Below are 17,917 nucleotides of genomic sequence, written 5' to 3'. Positions count from 1 at the left end.
ACCCACGTTCGGCCCCGAACCGGCCCCGGTCCAGGCCCCGCCCCGACCACGCCCCACGCTCAAACCCCGAACCGCTCCCGCCCCGAACCGGCCGGGCCTGCACCCCCGGCGCGACCTGCGCCCGGCTTCCGAACCGCCCCTCGACCGTGTCCCGACCGTGTCCCGCCCAGCCCTCAAACCGCCCCCGGCCGGATCTCGCGCTCAAACTCCGAACCGGCCCGGACCTCCACCCCACCGCGTCCCGCTCAGCCCTCAAACCGTCCCGGCCATGGTCCACGCTCAGGTCCTGAAGCGGCCCCCGGCGAAGGTGCCCGTGGCGGCCACGAGCGCCGTCAGCGCGAAGCAGGCCAGGTACACCGGCCCGGACGCGCCGAAGGCCGCGACGATCGCCCCGACGACCGCGACCAGGACGACCGTGAAGACCGACTCGCCGATGCCCATCGAGGCGCTGTTCTCCCCCTCCTCCCCAGGCTTCGACAGTTCCAGGACGAGCACGGACAACGTGGGGTAGACGCTTCCGATGCCGAGTCCCACGATCGTCTCTCCGGCGACGGCCAGCGCGACCGGGACCTCGGGGAAGATCGTCAGAGCCATCAGCGCGATGCCCAGGGCGATCATGACAGGTCCCGCCCGCAGGATCAGCACCCTGCCGATCCAGCCCCGTCCGACGACCCACGAGGCGAACGCCCAGGCCAGCGCGCCCGCGGTGAGCACCATCCCGGCCGCGGCCGGTGACAGTCCCCGTTCCCCGGTGAGCATGAGCGGCAGGAAGACCTCAGCGCCGAGGGCGGTGCCGGCGACGACGCCGCGCAGCGCGATCACCGACGGCAGGCCCCGCGCGGCCCTGAGGGTGCCCGGCGGCAGCAGCCTGGGCAGTGACAGGGCCAGTACGGCCAGCCCGGCGGCCAGCAGGACGAGCCCGACGCCGCGGGCCGCTCCGCCGTACTGCATGAGGGCCGCGCCGACGGCCGTCAGCGCGGCCCAGCCGAGACGCCTGGCGATGGGGGTGCGCCTGCCCGTCTCCTCTTCACGTTCCCCTTCGGGGACGACGGCCAGGCCCCGCCAGAGCAGCAGCGCGGCGGGCAGGACGAACATCGGCACGCCGAGGAAGACCCAGCGCCAGCCGAGATGTTCGACCACGACGCCCGCGACCAGCGGCCCGGCCATGGACGGCACGACCCAGCCCGCGGCCAGGGCCGAGAACACCCTGGGGTGCATCTGTGCCGGATAGACCCGGGAGACCAGCACGTACAGCGCCACCTGGAAGATCCCGCCGCCGAATCCCTGGATGAACCGGCCGAGGACGAACACGTCCATGGTCGGCGCGATCCCGGCCACGACCAGTCCGGCGGCGAAGGCCCCGATTCCGGTCCAGAGCGGGGCCACCGGCCCGCGCAGGTCTCCCCAGCGCCCGCCGAGCACGGTCGCGACCATCCCGGCGGCCAGCGCCCCGCTGAAGGCCAGGGCGTAGAGCGCGATCCCGTCGAGTTCGCGGCCCACGACCGGCATCGCGGTGGCGACCGCGAGCGCCTCGAAGGCGACCAGAACGATCAATGCGACCATACCGACCGTCAGTGCGCGATAACGTTCGGCGAACATCCCCTCCTGGGGGGCTTCGACCACGGTGGAAGTCATGCACTGGACGGTACGGTCGCCGCCCCGCCCCGGCATCGGTCCCGTGAGTCGGCCCTTGGTCGTAGGACCACGCGCCGTAGAACCACACCCCGCGAACCGTGCGCCGCGGGCCGTGCGTGAAAATATGTGCGACCGATCGGTCATATTGTTTGCTAGGGTGGGCGCGTGATCGACGGACGGCTTCTGCGTGGCGAGCGAACTCGCGGGACGGTGCTCGACGCCGCCGTCCGCCTGGCCTCGGTCGAGGGTCTCGAAGGCCTCTCGCTCGCCCGGCTCGCCCAGACGCTCGGCGTCAGCAAGTCCGGGCTCTTCGCGCACTGGCCCGACAAGCGGTCCCTGCAGCTCGCGATCGTGGAGCACGCCCGGCGGCAGTGGATCGAGCAGATCGTCGAGCCCGCCCTGGGCGCGCCACGGGGGCTGCCCAGGTTGCTGGCCCTGCACGAGCTCCGCCTGGACTTCTACGCCTCGGAGCGGCTGCCCGGCGGCTGCTTCTTCCAGGCCGTCGGCAGTGAGTTCGACGACCGGCCCGGGCCGGTGCGTGACGCCGTCGCCGCCGCGATCGACGACTGGATGGATCTGCTGGCCGGGCTCGCCGGGCGGGCCGTCGCCCTGGGTCAGCTCCGGCCCGAGACCGACCCCCGGCAGCTGGCCTTCGAGATCGAGGCACTCGGCGCGGTGGTGGTCGTCCACACCCGCCTGCTCCAGCACGAACGGAGCCGTGAGCACGCCCGCCGGGCCGTGCTCGACCGGCTCCGCACCCTGGCGACCGACCCCAGCATCCTCCCGGAGGCCTGACATGACGACCGCCCTGCTACCCGGGCACGTCCACCCCGTCCAGATCCACTTCGAGGACCTCGACGCCATGGGCGTCGTGCACAACGCCCGGTATGTCCTGCTGCTCGAACGGGCCCTCTCGGGCTACTGGGCCGCACGGGGCTGGGCCTTCGACCCCTCGGAGCCGCACTTCGCCGACCTGTTCTTCGTGGTGCGCGAGTTCTCCGTCACCTACCACGCCCCCATCTCCAAGGTGGGCGAGGCGTCCGTGCACTTCTGGGTCGAGCACCTCGGCACGACCAGCCTCGTGTACGGCTTCCGCGTGCTGTCGGCCGACATGTCGGTCGTGCACGCCGAGGGTCGCCGGGTCCAGGTGAAGCTCGACCCGGCCACCCTCCGCCCCTCCCCCATCTCCCCCGATCTGCGTGAGGCCGTCGGCCCCCTGCTCTGCCCCGCGCCCTGATCGTTCCCGTCGCCCTTCGGCGGGGCCGGGCCTCCGTACCGCCCCCGCCGGGACCGGGTCAGGTGGCCGCGACCCCCAGCTCCCGCTCGGCCCACACCCCGACGTCACGGCGCTCGATGGCCGCGGCCATGAGGCCGGGGAAGGCGTCGGGGGTGCAGGCGAAGGCGGGCACGCCGAGAGCGGCGAGGGCCGCGGCGTTCTCGTGGTCGTAGAAGGGCGCGCCCTCGTCGGACAACGCCAGCAGCACGATCACCTGAACGCCCGCCGCGGTCATCTGGGCCACCCTGCGGAGCATCTCCTGCCTGACGCCTCCCTCGTAGAGGTCGCTGATCAGGACGAAGATCGAGTCGGTGGGCCGGGTGATGAGCCCCTGGCAGTAGGCGATGGCCCGGTTGATGTCGGTGCCGCCGCCGAGCTGTGTGCCGAACAGCAGCTCGACCGGGTCGTGGAGCTGCTCGGTCAGGTCGACGATCGAGGTGTCGAAGACCACCAGCGAGGTCTTCAGCGAGCGCATCGAGGCGAGGACCGCGCCGAACACGCTCGAATAGACGACCGAGGCCGCCATGGACCCGCTCTGGTCGATGCAGAGCACGACCTCCCGCTGGACCGCGCGCTGGCGCCTGCCGTACCCGACGAGCCTTGAGGGCACGACGGTGCCGCGTTCGGGCAGGTAGTTGTGCAGGTTGGCCCTGATCGTGCGGTCCCAGTCGATGTCGGCGACCCGGCGGGGCCGGTTGGTCTTGGCGGCGCGGTCGAGCGCCCCCGTCACCGCCGCCTTCGTCTTCTGGGTGAGCCGGCGCTCCAGGTCGGCCACCACCTTCGCGACCAGCGCCCTGGCCGACTCGCGTGCCTTCTCCGGCATCACCCGGTTGAGGGACAGCAGGGTGCCGACCAGATGGACGTCGGGTTCCACCGCCTCGAGCATCTCCGGTTCGAGCAGCAGCCGGGTGAGGTTCAGCCGTTCGACCGCGTCCTTCTGCATGACCTGCACGACGGTCGAGGGGAAGTAGGAGCGGATGTCCCCCAGCCAGCGCGCCACCCTGGGCGCGGAGCCGCCGAGGCCCGCGCTCCGCTCGCCGCCCTCCCTGCCGCCTTCCCCACCGCCGTAGAGCGCCGCCAGGGCGCCGTCCATCTGCGCGTCCACCCCGCCGAGCGCGCATCCGGTGCCGTCCGCGTCGCCGCCGAGCACGAGCCGCCAGCGGCGCAGCCTCTCGTCCGTCACGCGATCTCCGTCCTTCCCAGAAGTGCCAGCACGGTGCGTGTGGCCGCCGCCGCGCGTTCCTCGTCGATCTCCTCGGCGTCCCCGGTCGTGGCGGGGCCCTCCCCGGTGCCCAGTGACCTGACCCGGGAGCCGATCGAGCGCCGCTCGGGTGCGGCGAAGGCGCCGAACGTACGGCGCAGCAGCGGCAGCACGTCGACGAACGTCTCCGGCGCCAGCCCGGTCAGCCACTCGTCGATCAGCGCCAGCAGCCGGGAGTCGTGGACCAGCAGCAGGCCGCCCCCGGACAGGAAGCCCTCGACCCAGGCGGCGGCGCGGGCCGGGGGGTGCCCGGCGGACATGGCCCTGGCCATGACGGCGCCCACCTGGCCCGCTTCGAGATCCCCGGCGTCCAGCAGGAGCCTGGTGAGGCGTCCTTCGATCACCCCGGGCAGGCCGGAACGTCCCGAGACCCCGCGCAGCGCGCCCAGCCAGCGCGCCGCCGGTGACTCCTCCCCCTCGGGCACCGGGGCGTCCTGGAGCAGGGTCACGGCCGCGTGCACCGCGTCGACGTGTTTCAGCAGGTCGCGGGCGGCGTCCTCGTCGAGCCCGGCGGCGGCGCCGCCGAACCCGAGGCAGATCCTGGTGAGCATGGCGTCGGCGACGGCCGCCAGCCCCTCCGCGGGGGTCGCGCGCACGTCGCCGTAGCGCTGGGCGCGCACCATCGCGGGGAAGGCGGCCATCAGGTGCGTGACGTCGCCGTCCAGGGCGGCCTGTTCGGACAGGACCTCGATCACGTACGGCAGCGCGTCCGGCAGGTCGGCCAGCAGGCACTGCTCGACCAGGCCGGTGAGGACGGCCAGCGGGACCTCCCGCTTCTCCTGCCCGCCGCGTGCCAGGTCATGGACCCGGGCGACGGCGGCCGCGGGGACGGTCGTGCCCCACACGCCCGCCTCGATCAGGTCGATGTCGAACTCGGGCCGCCAGGCGAGTGTCCACGACTCACGGAAGGTGCCCTTGCCCCGGCTCTCCTTCGGCGTCCCCCAGCCGACGCCGAGCAGGCGCAGCCGGTGCAGCAGTCTGCTGCGCTCCAGGTCGAGGGGTTTGCGCAGGTCGAGGTCGTGCTCGCGGTCCAGGGCCTCCGGCTTGAGCCGTACCCGGCGCTGCTCCTGACGCAGGTGGCGCTGCAGCGGGACCATCGGGGTCGAGTCGGGGACCGTGCCCAGCCGCTCTCCCACGACCATGCGCCGCTGGACCAGTTCGACCGGCAGGTCGTCACCCTCGCAGAGCACCGCCCTGACCGCCTCGGTCGCCTCGGCGAGCCCGGCCAGCGGTCTTCCCCTGAGCGTGGCCAGGCTCCTGGCGAGCCGTACCGCCTCGATGACGTGGGCGGATGAGACGGGCAGGTCCTCGGCGCGCAGTGTGCCCGCCGCCTCGGTCAGCCAGCGCTCGACCGGACGGTCGGGCGCGGTGAACAGGTGGTGGTACCAGCCGGGCGAGGTCACCCCGGCGCCGTATCCGCTCCAGGCGGCCAGCCGCCCGTACGTCCACGGCACCCACGTCGTCTCGACCTTGACCTTCGGCAGGCCGCGCAGCAGCGCGTCGTCGGCCTTGGCCGTCGGCAGCCCGGCCCCCCAGGCACCGCCGGGCGACCCGGCGTCCGGCGGCCCGGCCAGCGCGGGCACGTGCCAGGCGCCGCAGACGACGACGATCCGCTCGTGGCCGTCCCTGATCGCCGTACGGATCGCACGCCGCATGAAGGCCTCCCGCCGGGCCTCCTCCTCGCCGGGAACGTGCCCCTCCCGGACCGCGGCCATCGCCTCGGCGATCACCTGGAACGGTGTGTCCCCCCGGTGCTCGACCGCGTCCTCCCACCAGCGTTCCGGGTCGTCGTATCCGGCGGCGTGGGCGAGCGCGCCGATCGGATCGGCCCGTACGGCGGGCGCCCGGTCGTCCTCCTCGTTCCCTTCCTCGTCCCGCTCCTCGGAGGCCGGGGCGAGGCTGTGCGCGGCGGGCATGTCGCAGAAACGGACCGGGACGTCCGCCTCGACCGCGTGCCGGATCGCCTGCCACTCGGGGGAGAACACCGCGAACGGCCAGAACGCGGCCTTGGACGACTCACCGGGGACGTGGGCCAGCAGCGCGACCGGGGGTTGAAGCTCGGGATCCTTGGCCAGCCCGACCAGGTCGTCGGCCTCCGGCGGCCCCTCGATGAGCACGATGTCGGGCTTGAGGCGCGTCAGCTCCTCCCGCAGGGAGCGCGCCGAGCCGGGACCGTGGTGCCGGACCCCCAGCACGGAGACGCTCACCGGCGCCTCCCGACGGTCGGCTCCCGCGTGCCGGCGGGCACCGCCCCGGCCCGAGCCGTCTCAGCCCGCGCTCCAGCGGTCCGCGCCCCGGCGGCCCGTGCCACAGCGCCCCGCACCCCGGCGGTCCGCGTCACGGTGGTCCTCTCAGCCCGCGTCACGGCAGGCCCGGTAGAAGTCGCGCCAGTCCTGGCGTTCACGGACGACGGTCTCCAGGTATTCGCGCCAGACCACCCGGTCGGAGACCGGGTCCTGCACCACGGCGCCGACGATCCCGGCGGCCACGTCGGCGGGGCGCAGCACACCGTCGCCGAAGTGGGCGGCCAGCGCGATGCCGTTGGTAAGGACCGAGATGGCCTCGGCGGTGCTGAGCGTGCCGCTGGGGGACTTGACCTTGGCGCGGCCGTCCTCGGTGACCCCCGAGCGCAGCTCACGGAAGACCGTGACGACGCGGCGGATCTCCTCAAGGCCGGTCAGCGCGGGCGGCAGCTCCAGTGAACGGCCGAGCTGCTCGACGCGGCGGGAGACGATGTCCACCTCCTCCTCCGCGGTCGCCGGGACCGGCAGCACGACCGTGTTGAACCTGCGGCGCAGCGCGCTGGACAGCTCGTTGACGCCCCGGTCGCGGTCGTTGGCGGTGGCGATGACGTTGAACCCCCGGGTGGCCTGCACCTCCTCGTTCAGCTCGGGGATGGGCAGGGTCTTCTCCGACAGCACGGTGATCAGCGCGTCCTGGACGTCGGAGGGCATGCGGGTCAGCTCCTCGACCCTGGCGACGCGCCCCTCGGACATGGCGCGCATCACCGGGCTCGGGGTGAGCGCCTGCCGTGACGGCCCCTCGGCGAGCAGCCTGGCGTAGTTCCAGCCGTAGCGGACGGCCTCCTCAGCCGTACCTGCGGTGCCCTGGACGAGCAGGGTCGAGTCACCGCTGACCGCCGCCGCCAGGTGCTCCGACAGCCAGGTCTTCGCGGTGCCGGGGACGCCGAGCAGCAGCAGCGCCCGGTCGGTGGCCAGGGTCGCGACCGCCACCTCGACGATGCGCCTCGGACCGATGTACTTGGGGGTGATCCGGTCGCCGTCGCCCAGGATGTAGGTGGTCACCGCCCAGGGGGACAGCTTCCAGCCCGGAGGGCGGGGCCGGTCGTCGTCCTTGGCCAGGATCGCCAGTTCGTCGGCGTACTGGTCTTCGGCGTGGGCCCGCAGGACCGTCGTCACTGAAGCTCCTTCAACATGTCGTCACGGAAACGCAGGAGGGCGGCGACCTCCTGGATGGGGGGTTCGGGTGAGAGGCGTTCGGCCATGCCGTACAGGGCGGGGTCGATGCGCTCGCCCGCGAGCCTGCTCAGCTCGCTGAGGTTCCACGGCTGGGTGCCGGAGACCTGGAGGATCTTCTCCAGCACCGCCAGCGCGAGGTCGGGGCCCCAGGGCGCCGCGGCGCCACCGAGAACCATGATCAATTGTCCGTCGAGGCCGTGTCTGCGGACGAACCCGGCCGCCACGTCCTCCCGGTCCTTCCTGGGCAGCACGGCCAGCAGGTCGGCGAGTGGGTCCCAGGCGAACAGGACGCGGGCCCACTCGGGGTCGCCCTGGAGCACGGTCGCCCTGACCCAGCCCGCCATGACCTCGCGCCCCCAGTCGGGGATCTTCATCCGGACCAGCTCTCCGGGCGGGCGGCCGAACAGCCTGGGCCAGATCTCAAGGGGTGCCCTGGCCACGATCTGCTGGAGCCACCAGCTTCGCTCGCCGGTTCCCCTGGGGGGTTTGGCCCTGACGCCGTCACGCTCCATCGCGGCGTCGCAGGCCAGGGGCGGGGCGATGTGGAGCTCACCGTTCTCCGTGTGCAGGCAGGCGGCGGCCCGCTCGGCCATGCGCAGCGCGAGGCGGGAACCGGGCAACCGGGTGAGCAGGTCGGCCGCCTCGTGACGGACCTCCCGGCGACGGTCGTCGAGCGCGTTCTCCAGGAACGGCTCGTCGTCGAGGGACAGCCCGTCGGCCAGGATCTCAAGGAAGGCGGCGCGGTCCTGCGGGGTCTCCTTCTCCCAGGTCTCCTCAAGCAGGTGCCTGGCCCGTGCGGGGTCGGCCGCCCGCACCGCGCCGAGGTGGGCCTTACGGTCACCCGAGGTGCCCAGCTCCCACGTCTCGTGCGCGGCTCCCGGCGCGGTGACCTCTTCGAGCAGGAAGCCCCAGGCGGGGTTGAGCCCGGCCAGCCAGCGGCCCCTGGCTCCCGCGAGGACGCCCAGGTGGGGACGGATCGACCGGTCCCTGGCCGCCTGGTCGAGCAGCTCGGGCAGCAGGTGCGGGCTGAGCCGGTGACCGCGCACGGCGGCGGCCTGCAGCCACTCGGTGAGCAGTCTCGGCCGTTCACCGCCCAGGATGCGGGCGAGCCTGTCACCGGCCGCCCGTGAGACCTCCGGCTGCCGTTCCTGCGGGGCGGCCTCAAGCGGGCGGCCCTCGCGCGGCGTCTGACCGGCGCGCGCCCTGACGGTCAGCAGCGCGGCGTGGTCGAGCAGCTCGGCCTCCGGGGTGGCCGCCCCCGAGGGGAGGGGACGGCGGTCGGTGCCGACGAGCGCGGCCGAGACGAGGTCCTCCCAGCCGTGCGTGGGGTTCCACGAGGAGTTCACAGCACGATCACCCTTCCCTGGTCGTCCCAGGTCGTCAGGGGAAGCAGCCCCCGCGGGGTCCACTCCGCGGCGACGGTCAGCGGGCGCCCGCCGGAGACCGCGACGAGCCGCCACGGTGTGCCCGCCGACGGGTGCAGCGGCAGGCCACGGTTCAGACCAGCGCCCGGACCGCCTTTCGGATCACTGTCCGGGCCACCGTCCGGGCCACTGTCCGGGCCGCCGAGCAGCCAGGACCCGGTCTTCCCCTGAGCCGTCATGGGGGTCACCTCCCTCAGCACGACGGGCCATGAGTCGAGCCAGGGATCTCCCGCCAGCGCGCGGGCCACCTCCTCCAGCGCCTCCCCCGGGGTGCGTCCCGCAGGAGGGAGCACGGGGACGGCGCCGTCGTGACGGGCCGCGACCAGGGCGCGCAGCGGCGCGGAGCCGGGGTAGAAGGCCAGCTCGGCGTCGAGGGAGACACCGGTGACCAGGGAGGCGTCGAGCGCCTGTCCCACGGGGGCGTGGGAGAGCACGAGGGCGGCCCGGCCCGTGTTCCTGCCGCGCAGCCAGACCCGGCGGGTGATCAACCTGTCCTGCTCGGAGTCGCGGCGCCCCAGCACGTCCCACACGTCGCGGACCGTGGGCTCGGCGAGCACCTCCTCCTTCGCGACGGGGAAGCCGATCCGGTCACGGACCGTGCGGACCAGCCCTCCGCCGTCGCCCTCCCCACCACCGTGGCCGGCGCCGTACGGCTGCGTGGCGGCCATGCGGCGGTGCGCCACCGAGAGCAGGTGCAGCAGGGAGTATTCGCCGAGGAGACGGGCGGGCCAGTCCTCCCCCGCCAGCACGTCACCGAGGCGGGAGACGGTACCCGCGACACCGGGGGCCTGGGCGTCGACGAGACGTTTGACGAGGTCGTCCCAGTGGTCGTGCCGCCGTGACCCGGCGATGCCCTGCCTGACCTGGTCGGCGAGCCAGAGTTCGAGCTCGGCCAGGCCCGCGCTCACGCGCTGCTCACGCTGCTCGGCCCTGCGGGGGTCGGGGGTGGCCTTCCCCTTACCGCCCTCGGCGGCCGAGGTGGCGGCGGTCGCGGCCTTCTCCGCCCGCGTCCGGCGCTGGTCGAGCCACTCGCCCACCCAGTCGGCGGGCTCCTCGGCGGCGGGGACGGCGTCGGCCGACCACAGCAGCAACAGGCCCAGGGCGTGCTTGCAGGGGAACTTCCTGCTGGGGCAACTGCACCGGTAGGCGGGCTCCGACAGGTCGACGCACGCGCGGTACGGCTTGGAGCCGCTGCCCGCGCACTCGCCCCACACCGCCTCGGCCGTGGCGCCCGCACCCGACCACTTGCCGGGTGAGGAGACCCCCTGGGCCGCCTTTCTCGACGGGGCGTCAGGCGCGAGCGCGAGCACCTGATCCCGGTTCCACCGTTCGATCACACGCCGAACGCTAGCCAACGTCGCCGACAAAAAGAGCGGCCTAGGATCGGTGCAATGACGACAACGCGTCCCGCGCTCGCCGAAGCCCTGGATCTGCTGCCCCACCCCGAGGGAGGCTGGTACCGGGAGACCTGGAGAACCTCCGTCGCTCTCACCCCGGCCGGCTACGACGGCCCTCGCGCCACGGCGACCGGCATCTACTTCCTGCTCGAACCGGGGCAGGAGTCCCGTCCGCACGTGGTCCGCTCGGACGAGGTGTGGCTCTGGCACAGGGGCGGCCCGCTGGCCCTGACCCTCGGCGGCCACGAGGGTCAGCCCGCCGAGACGATCGTGCTCGGCCCGCTGGTCGAGCAGGGCCAGGTTCCGCAGGCGCTGGTTCCCGCGGGAACCTGGCAGGCCGCCCGGCCCACGGGGGAGGAGGGCGTGCTGGTGAGCTGCGTGGTCTCCCCCGGCTTCGACTTCGCCGACTTCCGTATGGTCTGACGCGGGTCGCGTGGGCGTGACGGCCCCGTTCCCCGGGGGAAGAATTGCGATCACAACGATACGAGGAGGTCAACGGTGACCGATGAGATCATCTCCGTCATCGGGGGGAAGCAGACGTCAGGAACGCCCGGCGACGTCTACGAATCGGTCAATCCCGCCCATCTGGACGAGGTGGTCGCACGGGTCGGACTCGCGGACGCGGAGACGTTCGCCGCCGCCTGCCGTACGGCCGCCGCCGCGCAGACCGAGTGGGCCGCGGTCCCCGCGCCCGTCAGGGGCAGGGTGATCGCCTCGATCGGACGGCTGGTCGAGGCGAACGCCGAGACGCTCGCCCGGCTCGTCACCCGGGAGATCGGCAAGCCGTACGCGGAGGCACTGGGCGAGGTCCGCGAGATCGTCGACACGTGCGACTTCTTCCTCGGCGAGGGAAGGCGGCTCTACGGGCAGACCGTCCCCTCGGAGATGCCCGACAAGAGCCTGTTCACCTTCCGGGTCCCGGTCGGGGTCGCCGCGGTGATCACGGCGGGCAACTTCCCGGTCGCGGTGCCCTCGTGGTACCTGGTCCCGGCGCTGCTGGCGGGCAACGCCGTCGTGTGGAAGCCCGCCGAGTACGCCGCCGCCTCGGCGCACGCGCTCCACCGGCTGTTCACGGCGGCCGGGCTGCCCGACGGTGTGCTGAACCTGGTCCTCACCGACGGGGCCACCGCCTACCGGGGGCTGGAGACCGCGCTGGGCGAGGGCACCGTGCACAAGGTCGGCTTCACCGGCTCGACCGAGGTCGGCCGCAGGATCGGCGAACTGTGCGGACGGCACCTGCAGTCGCCCTGCCTCGAACTCGGCGGCAAGAACCCGATGGTGGTCATGCCCGACGCCGACCTGGACCTGGCGGTCGAGGGAGCCCTGTTCGCCGGATTCGGCACGGCCGGGCAGCGGTGCACCTCGCTCGGCACCGTGATCGTCCACGAGAGCGTCCGCGAGGAGTTCCTCACCCGTTACACGCGCGCCGTCGCCGACGCCGTGATCGGCGACCCCTCGGGGGACGTGCTGTGCGGACCGCTGCTCGACGAGAGGTTCGCCGCCCGTTTCGAGGAGTATCTCGGCTGGATCGGACCGCACCACAGCGTCGTCTCCGGGCCGGTCGGCAGGATCACCCCGGACAACCCCCGGAGGAACTTCACCGGCGAGGGCGGCCTGTACTACCATCCCGTCGTCGTGGACGGCGTGCGGCCCGACGACCGGCTGTTCCTTGAGGAGACGTTCGGCCCGATCGTGGGCGTGACCGGCTTCACCACCCTGGAGGAGGCGATCGGACTCGCCAACCGGCCCGGCTACGGGCTCTCCTCCTCCATCTACACCACCGACCCGAAGGCCGCCTTCCGGTTCCGCTCGGGCATCGGCGCGGGCATGGTCAGCGTCAACAACTCCACCTCGGGCGCCGAGGCGCACCTGCCCTTCGGCGGAAACGGCAAGTCCGGCAACGGCAGCCGCCAGTCGGGAGTGTGGGTGCTCGACCAGTTCACCCGCTGGCAGGCCCTGAACTGGGACTACTCCGGCAGGCTGCAGAAGGCCCAGATGGATGTCGCCGAAATCATCCCCGATCTGGACTTCAGGCTCTGACTTTGCCCATCCGGGAGGTTCTCCCCATCATGATCGCGGGATGTCTTCCGGTGAGACGGGCGGACGCCCCCGGCGGCCTGCGGGTCCCGGCAGGCGAGCGGCCTCCCCGCGTGGCCCCGCCACGCGGGTGACGGCGCCGGCCCGTCCCCCATGCGGCGGCGTGCCCGCCGTACCGGAACTCTCCGGTACGGCGGGGCACGACGTCACCCGCCTGGAAGGGCCGCAGCCCTGCCGGGGGCACACGAGGGGCCGCGTGCTGCGGCGCGGCCCCTGTGTCTCTTTGCGGTGCCTTCGGCACCGCGGGGGCTTGGACGCTCCAGGTCGGTGCTTTCCCTCGTCACTCCGTCGCTGCGCTCCTGCGTTCCTCAGTCCAAGCACCGACGCGCCCAAGCCCTGTTTCTTTGCGACGCCTTCGGCGTCGCGGGCTTGGGCGCTTTCGCGTCGGTGTCTTCCCTCGTCGTTCGTCCGCTGCGCTCCCTCACTCCTCAGTCCAGACACCGACGCGCCCAAGCCGAAACCCCTCACGCTTGGGGCCGGGAAAGCACAAACCGACACTCCTCACGCTTGGGGCTGGGGAAGCACAAGGCCACACCTTCCCCGGATGGTGAGATCGGGGTCCCCGTGTCGGGCCTGCGAAGTCGCGGCCGGTTGGGTCACCGGTTGCGGGGATCAGTGGTGGATCGCCACTCGTTCCACCAGTTCGAAGCCTGTGACCAGGAGGAACACGATCCCCAGCAAGGCGTACAGCAGTGCGGGCTGCCGGGTCAGGCCGGGGACTCGGATGCCTCCCCGCCGTCGGCCGCCCGTGCGGCCGGGCGCCGGGGCGGGTTCCACGGCGACGGGCTGGACGGCCACGGCGGCGGGTTCCGCCACCGGGATCGGACGGCTTCCCGGCGGGAAGGCCGCCACGCGGCTGTGCCCGCAGCCGGGACAGCTCGTTCCCGACCAGGGCGGCTGGACCGGCGTTCCCCCGCGCAGCCACACGACGACGTCGTGGCCGTGCGCGTCGGTCAGATGACGGACGACGTACTTCTCCTGCCAGACGTGCCAGCAACGCAGGCACTCCATCGGCCAGGTCTCACTTGTGCTGAACTCCTCGGTCACGAGGACCACCCCCACGGCGACACCGGTACCGGAACGCCGGTACCGGACCCGAGTGTGAGCGCGCCCCACTGTGACAGCAAGTGTCCGAATGATGCGAAATCCGTAACGACCATATATTGAGACAATCTCTCTTGGAATATGAGATAGGTGCTACGGTTCGGGTAGATCGACCGAAGGAGTGATCCGCCATGACGTTCAAGAACGCCGTCTACACCCACGGGCACCACGAGTCGGTGCTGCGCTCGCATCGCTGGCGCACGGTGGAGAACTCCGCTGCCTACCTCCTGCCGCACCTGCGCCCCGGGATGTCCCTGCTGGACGTGGGATGCGGGCCGGGGACCATCACCGCGGAGCTGGCCGCCCTGGTCGCGCCGGGGACGGTCACCGCGGTCGAGGTCACCGAGGACGCGCTGTCCCTGGCCAGGGCCGAGGCCGAGCGCCGAGGGCTGTCCAACGTCGAGTTCGCCGTCGCCGACGTGCACGCCCTCGACCTGCCCGACGACGCCTTCGACGTCGTCCACGCCCACCAGGTGCTGCAGCACGTGGGCGACCCCGTCCAGGCGCTGCGGGAGATGCGCCGGGTCTGCGCGCCCGGTGGGGTCGTCGCCGTCCGCGACAGCGACTACGCCGCATTCACCTGGTTCCCCAGGCCCCCGGAGCTCGACGAGTGGCTGAGCCTCTACCAGCGGGTGGCCAGGGCCAACGGCGGCGAGCCGGACGCGGGACGGCGGCTGCTCTCCTGGGCGCACCAGGCAGGGTTCTCCGACGTCACCGCCTCCGCCTCCGCCTGGTGCTTCGCGACACCCGAGGACCGCGACTGGTGGGGCGGCATGTGGGCCGAACGCATCCTGAAGTCCGACATGGCCGGCCAGGCCCTCGCCTCGGGCGTCGCGACCGAGGACGACCTGCGCCGCATCTCCCGTGGCTGGCTGGCCTGGGCCGCCGAGCGGGACGGCTGGCTGTCCATCCTCCACGGCGAGCTGATCTGCCGCCCCTGATCCCGCCCCGCCGTACGGCCCGCGTCAGGTCTGCCGGGTGCCGCAGTACCGGGACTGTTTGCCGATGATCCGGTAGACGCAGTCGGCGTACTCCAGCAGGCGGAGTACGGCCTCCCTGTTGCGGGTCGTCTGCGGGCGGATCTGCTCGTCGGGCGGGTAGAAGCCCGGCGGGGAGTCGGCCGGATACATCTCGAAGGTGTAGCTGAAGATCTTGTAGGTGCCCCACAGCCAGTCGTCGATCGCTCCGTCGACGATGTAGAGGTCGCTGGACTGCATGGCCTCGTAGCCGTTGGTCGAGGCCATGTTCGCGCCGAGGGTGGCGAGGGCGTCGTGTTCGTCCCGCGTCATGCCGGGGGCGATCTCGTCGTAGGTGAAGCCGTACGGCCACAGGACCAGTTCGCTGTAGCTGTGCCAGTCGATGTTCGCCTTGATCTGCTGCACGCCGCCGACGACCCTGCCGCGCACCCAGTCGGCGACCGCCCTGACCTCGGGCGCGGACTCGGGTGCCGGGCCCCGGTAGGACTCGCTCGACGGTGAACGCGACGAGCCGCCGCAGCAGCCCCACCGATAGGCCCAGTTGCGGTTCAGGTCGGTCCCCACGTACGACGAGCCCGCGTTGGGCTGGCGGTTCTTACGCCAGAGCCGGTAGGAGCCGCTGGAGATGTCGTACTCGCCGCCGTCCGGGTTGAGGTCCGGCATGACCCAGATCTCCCGTGAGTTCACCAGGGAGGTGATCCTGGAGTCGGCGCCGTAGCCGTCGGTGAGCAGGTGGAGGATGTACAGCGCCATCTCCACGGTCAGGTGCTCCCTGGCGTGCTGGTGGTGGGTGAACAGCACCTCGGGTTCGTTCTCGTCCGTTCCCGCGTTGTCACTGATCTTCACCGCGATCAGGTCGCGTCCCTGGACGGAGGTGCCGTAGCTGCTTCTGCGCGCGATCGAGGGGTGGGCGGCGACGATCCGGTCGATCTCGGCGGTCATCTCGGCGTAGTTGTGGTAGCCGGAGTCCGCGGCGGGAAAGTCGAACGGCCTCGCCTCTCGGGAGGGGGGTCCCTGAATCCTCGTGACCGTGTAGCCCAGCCTTCTGATCGCCTCGACCTCGGCGTCCCCCGCGGTGATCACGACCGAGGACTCCTCGACGTGGTCGATCACCGCTCCGGTGGCCGCGACGGCGCTGCGCCGGTGCGGATCATCGGGTCCCTGGACGCGGTACCGGCCGCTCGGCGGCGGGTCTCCGGACGCGCCTGCGGTGGTGACGCCCAGACACGACAGCGCCAGGACCACGAGCACCATGATCGAACGGTGTCTCACCTGATCTCCTCTCCCGGCGCGTCTCGGAGTCCACGCACCTCAACCGAGAGTCAGGCATCGACTCCGCAGAGTAAAGCACCCCGGTCAGAAGCCGATCTCGAACCAGACCGTCCGCCGCCCGCCCCGGCGGTCGTCCTTGACGCCCCACCGGTTCGCGAGCAGGTCGACGAGGAACATCCCCCGGCCGTTCTCGGCCTGCGGGTCGTTGCGCACGTGCGGCGCGGACGCGCCCGATCCGGCGTCGGACACCTCGACCAGCACGCTCTGCGCGCCGAGTTCGACGGTCATCGCGACCTGTCCGCCCGTACCGGAGGCGGAGTGGACCACCGAGTTCGTCACCACCTCGCTGACCAGGAGGACGACGTCCTCCGACACGGGGTGTCCCTCACCGAGAAAGCCCCTGACCCGGTCCCTCGCCTCGGAGACGGCCTCCGGCACGCCCCGCAGGAACATCGTTGACCGCAGCGGCTGGATCCGTTGCACGACCGCCATGATTGGCCTCGCTCCCCGACACACACATTCCCATGCGCGTCGCGCTCTGAGATGGCACACTCACTCACGGTGAACTGTTCTATCAGGGACTTCAATAGCTCATATTGAGATTCCTCAGTTTCGTTGTCATTGGAACGGAGGTATGCACCATGGCTCCCCGGCGTAGTCCAACGGCGCGGCACCGCCGTCTGATGGCTGAACTGAGCCGTCTGCGAGAGAACAGTGGACTGACGCGGGTGGAGGTGGCTGAACGGATCGGCTCCACCGACACCACTCTCTGGAGATACGAGACGGGTTTGACCCGTCCGAAACCCTCAGACGTGTCGGTCCTCACCGATGTGTACGGCGTGACCGGGGAGGCCCGCGCCTCCCTGATCCAGATGGCCAGGGAGGCCCGCCAGCGGGGTTGGTGGCACCGGCACCGGCAGGCGCTGAAACCCGGCTTCGACTCCTACATCGGGCTTGAGGCGGAGGCGTCGGTGGTGCGCACCTACGAACCGCTCGTCGTGCCCGGCCTGATGCAGACCGAGCCGTACGCACGAGCCGTCATCGAGGCGACCGCCATGACCCAGGCTCCCTCCGAGGTCGATGAGAAGGTCTCCGTGCGCATCTCGCGGCAGCAGTTGCTGCACGGCCCCGGTGACCCGATCCAGCTCGTCGCTTTACTCGACGAGGCAGTACTCCGGCGTCAGATCGGCGGGCGCGCGGTGATGCGCGAGCAGCTTGAACACCTCGTCGAGCTCGGCAGGCTGCCGAACGTGGAGATCAGGGTCATCCCCTTCTCCTCGGGGGCGCACGCCGCGATGGACGGCAAGTTCTGCCTGCTCAGCTTCCCCGAGCCCGAAGACCCCGATCTGGTCTACCTAGAGCAGGCCACGAGCGGGCTCATGCCCGAGGACCCGGAGGAGGTGCGCCGTTACACCCTCATGTTCGGCAGCCTGTCGGCACTGGCTCTCGGCGCGGAGGCGTCGGCCACCTTCATCGCCCAGATGGCGAGGCGATGTTCCAGTCCATAGAAAGAGAGTGCGAGGACCATCGATGGATCTGTCCAGCGTCGTATGGCGCAAGAGCAGCCGCAGCACCAACGGAGGAGACTGCGTGGAGGTCGCGGTCGTCCCCGGTGACCCGGCCCTGGCGGCGCACAAGGCCGACGCCGACGCGCTCTACCTCGTCCGTGACTCCAAGGACCCCGGCGGCCCGGCGCTGGCCTTCACTCAGGGTGAGTGGGACGCCTTCGTCGGCGGCGTGAAGGACGGCGAGTTCGGCTGAGTCACCCTCGGGGGGACCGGGCATCCGGTTCCCCCGGAAAGCACCCCGGCGGCGCCCCGATCACACGGCCCCCCTGCGTTTCCCACTGTGCCTCCCACTGCGCCTCCCACTGTGCCCTCCTCCGCATCTCCCGCCATGCCCCGGCCATGCGTCGGCAGGGGATGGGAAAACATCTCCCCGCCATCGCCATAGCCGCGAAGGAGCGGGCGGACTCCCGGCTAACTTCTCCAGCAC

The 17,917-nt window shown here is 71.9% G+C and carries 16 protein-coding genes; 7 read left to right on the top strand and 9 right to left on the bottom strand.

Going from position 1 to position 17,917, the window contains the following annotated elements; translation table 11 throughout:
- Positions 1–279 precede the first annotated feature (279 nt).
- Positions 280–1,635: an MFS transporter gene (locus ABZ463_RS12180; RefSeq protein WP_352011503.1), complete on the bottom strand. Its 1,356-nt coding sequence runs from the start codon at positions 1,633–1,635 to the stop codon at positions 280–282.
- Positions 1,636–1,800: 165 nt separating this feature from the next.
- Here ABZ463_RS12180 and ABZ463_RS12175 point away from each other — a divergent pair, with 165 nt between their 5' ends.
- Entirely contained in the window at positions 1,801–2,430 is a 630-nt protein-coding gene (locus tag ABZ463_RS12175; RefSeq protein ID WP_352011502.1) for a helix-turn-helix domain-containing protein, read from the top strand.
- A 1-nt stretch (position 2,431) separates the two neighbouring features.
- The gene (locus ABZ463_RS12170) at positions 2,432–2,872 is read left to right on the top strand and encodes a thioesterase family protein (RefSeq protein WP_362775643.1); all 441 of its coding nucleotides are present in this window, start codon (positions 2,432–2,434) and stop codon (positions 2,870–2,872) included.
- Between the two features lie 58 nt (positions 2,873–2,930).
- Here ABZ463_RS12170 and ABZ463_RS12165 read toward each other — a convergent pair whose 3' ends face one another.
- The 5 genes from ABZ463_RS12165 to ABZ463_RS12145 all read right to left on the bottom strand — a co-directional run bounded on the left by ABZ463_RS12165 (position 2,931) and on the right by ABZ463_RS12145 (position 10,412).
- Positions 2,931–4,094: a VWA domain-containing protein gene (locus ABZ463_RS12165; RefSeq protein ID WP_352011500.1), complete on the bottom strand. Its 1,164-nt coding sequence runs from the start codon at positions 4,092–4,094 to the stop codon at positions 2,931–2,933.
- Positions 4,091–6,379, bottom strand: coding sequence for a DUF5682 family protein (locus tag ABZ463_RS12160; protein ID WP_362775641.1), 2,289 nt, complete (start codon positions 6,377–6,379; stop codon positions 4,091–4,093). The genes ABZ463_RS12165 and ABZ463_RS12160 overlap by 4 nt, the downstream gene beginning before the upstream one ends.
- 144 nt (positions 6,380–6,523) lie before the next feature.
- Entirely contained in the window at positions 6,524–7,591 is a 1,068-nt protein-coding gene (locus tag ABZ463_RS12155) for an AAA family ATPase (protein WP_352011498.1), read from the bottom strand.
- Complete coding sequence (locus ABZ463_RS12150; protein ID WP_352011497.1) at positions 7,588–8,997, bottom strand: DUF5691 domain-containing protein; 1,410 nt, start codon at positions 8,995–8,997, stop codon at positions 7,588–7,590. The genes ABZ463_RS12155 and ABZ463_RS12150 overlap by 4 nt, the downstream gene beginning before the upstream one ends.
- Entirely contained in the window at positions 8,994–10,412 is a 1,419-nt protein-coding gene (locus ABZ463_RS12145; protein WP_352011496.1) for an SWIM zinc finger family protein, read from the bottom strand. The genes ABZ463_RS12150 and ABZ463_RS12145 overlap by 4 nt, the downstream gene beginning before the upstream one ends.
- A 54-nt stretch (positions 10,413–10,466) precedes the next feature.
- Here ABZ463_RS12145 and ABZ463_RS12140 point away from each other — a divergent pair, with 54 nt between their 5' ends.
- Together ABZ463_RS12140 and ABZ463_RS12135 are read left to right on the top strand one after the other, a co-directional pair.
- Complete coding sequence (locus ABZ463_RS12140; protein WP_352011495.1) at positions 10,467–10,895, top strand: cupin domain-containing protein; 429 nt, start codon at positions 10,467–10,469, stop codon at positions 10,893–10,895.
- A 75-nt stretch (positions 10,896–10,970) separates the two neighbouring features.
- The gene (locus ABZ463_RS12135; RefSeq protein WP_362775638.1) at positions 10,971–12,512 is read left to right on the top strand and encodes an aldehyde dehydrogenase family protein; all 1,542 of its coding nucleotides are present in this window, start codon (positions 10,971–10,973) and stop codon (positions 12,510–12,512) included.
- A gap of 669 nt (positions 12,513–13,181) precedes the next feature.
- On the opposite strand, the gene ABZ463_RS12130 is transcribed toward ABZ463_RS12135, so the two are convergent.
- Positions 13,182–13,616 (bottom strand): hypothetical protein, encoded by a 435-nt coding sequence (locus ABZ463_RS12130; protein WP_362775636.1) that lies wholly within the window; start codon positions 13,614–13,616, stop codon positions 13,182–13,184.
- Between the two features lie 188 nt (positions 13,617–13,804).
- On the opposite strand from ABZ463_RS12130, the gene ABZ463_RS12125 reads away from it, so the two are divergent.
- On the top strand, positions 13,805–14,614 hold the full coding sequence (locus tag ABZ463_RS12125; RefSeq protein ID WP_362775634.1) for a class I SAM-dependent methyltransferase: 810 nt from the start codon (positions 13,805–13,807) through the stop codon (positions 14,612–14,614).
- Positions 14,615–14,638: 24 nt separating this feature from the next.
- Here the strand turns inward: ABZ463_RS12125 and ABZ463_RS12120 are convergent, their stop codons facing one another.
- Together ABZ463_RS12120 and ABZ463_RS12115 are read right to left on the bottom strand one after the other, a co-directional pair.
- Positions 14,639–15,922 carry a M14 family metallopeptidase gene (locus ABZ463_RS12120; protein ID WP_362775632.1) on the bottom strand — a complete coding sequence of 428 codons (1,284 nt, stop codon included), beginning with the start codon at positions 15,920–15,922 and terminating at the stop codon, positions 14,639–14,641.
- A gap of 84 nt (positions 15,923–16,006) precedes the next feature.
- A complete protein-coding gene (locus ABZ463_RS12115) occupies positions 16,007–16,414 on the bottom strand; it encodes an ATP-binding protein (protein ID WP_362775630.1) in 408 nt (135 codons plus the stop codon).
- A gap of 149 nt (positions 16,415–16,563) precedes the next feature.
- Between ABZ463_RS12115 and ABZ463_RS12110 the strand changes: the two genes are divergently transcribed.
- Both ABZ463_RS12110 and ABZ463_RS12105 read left to right on the top strand, forming a co-directional pair.
- Positions 16,564–17,430 carry a helix-turn-helix transcriptional regulator gene (locus tag ABZ463_RS12110; RefSeq protein ID WP_352011489.1) on the top strand — a complete coding sequence of 289 codons (867 nt, stop codon included), beginning with the start codon at positions 16,564–16,566 and terminating at the stop codon, positions 17,428–17,430.
- 22 nt (positions 17,431–17,452) lie between these two features.
- On the top strand, positions 17,453–17,683 hold the full coding sequence (locus ABZ463_RS12105; protein WP_352011488.1) for a DUF397 domain-containing protein: 231 nt from the start codon (positions 17,453–17,455) through the stop codon (positions 17,681–17,683).
- Positions 17,684–17,917: the final 234 nt, after the last annotated feature.

This window comes from Streptosporangium sp. NPDC020145, from assembly GCF_040631275.1.
Classification (GTDB): Bacteria; Actinomycetota; Actinomycetes; order Streptosporangiales; family Streptosporangiaceae; genus Streptosporangium.
The sequence above is the reverse complement of the archived record's forward strand: the minus strand, read 5'-3'. Positions and strand labels throughout refer to the sequence as shown.

What these genes read in the sequence shown, in the direction of transcription:
- ABZ463_RS12180 (WP_352011503.1), bottom strand. Translation starts at nt 1,635, where the DNA reads ATGACTTCCACCGTGGTCGAAGCCCCCCAGGAGGGGATGTTCGCCGAA.
- ABZ463_RS12170 (WP_362775643.1), top strand. Translation starts at nt 2,432, where the DNA reads ATGACGACCGCCCTGCTACCCGGGCACGTCCACCCCGTCCAGATCCAC.
- ABZ463_RS12140 (WP_352011495.1), top strand. Translation starts at nt 10,467, where the DNA reads ATGACGACAACGCGTCCCGCGCTCGCCGAAGCCCTGGATCTGCTGCCC.
- ABZ463_RS12125 (WP_362775634.1), top strand. Translation starts at nt 13,805, where the DNA reads ATGACGTTCAAGAACGCCGTCTACACCCACGGGCACCACGAGTCGGTG.
- ABZ463_RS12115 (WP_362775630.1), bottom strand. Translation starts at nt 16,414, where the DNA reads ATGGCGGTCGTGCAACGGATCCAGCCGCTGCGGTCAACGATGTTCCTG.
- ABZ463_RS12110 (WP_352011489.1), top strand. Translation starts at nt 16,564, where the DNA reads ATGGCTCCCCGGCGTAGTCCAACGGCGCGGCACCGCCGTCTGATGGCT.
- ABZ463_RS12105 (WP_352011488.1), top strand. Translation starts at nt 17,453, where the DNA reads ATGGATCTGTCCAGCGTCGTATGGCGCAAGAGCAGCCGCAGCACCAAC.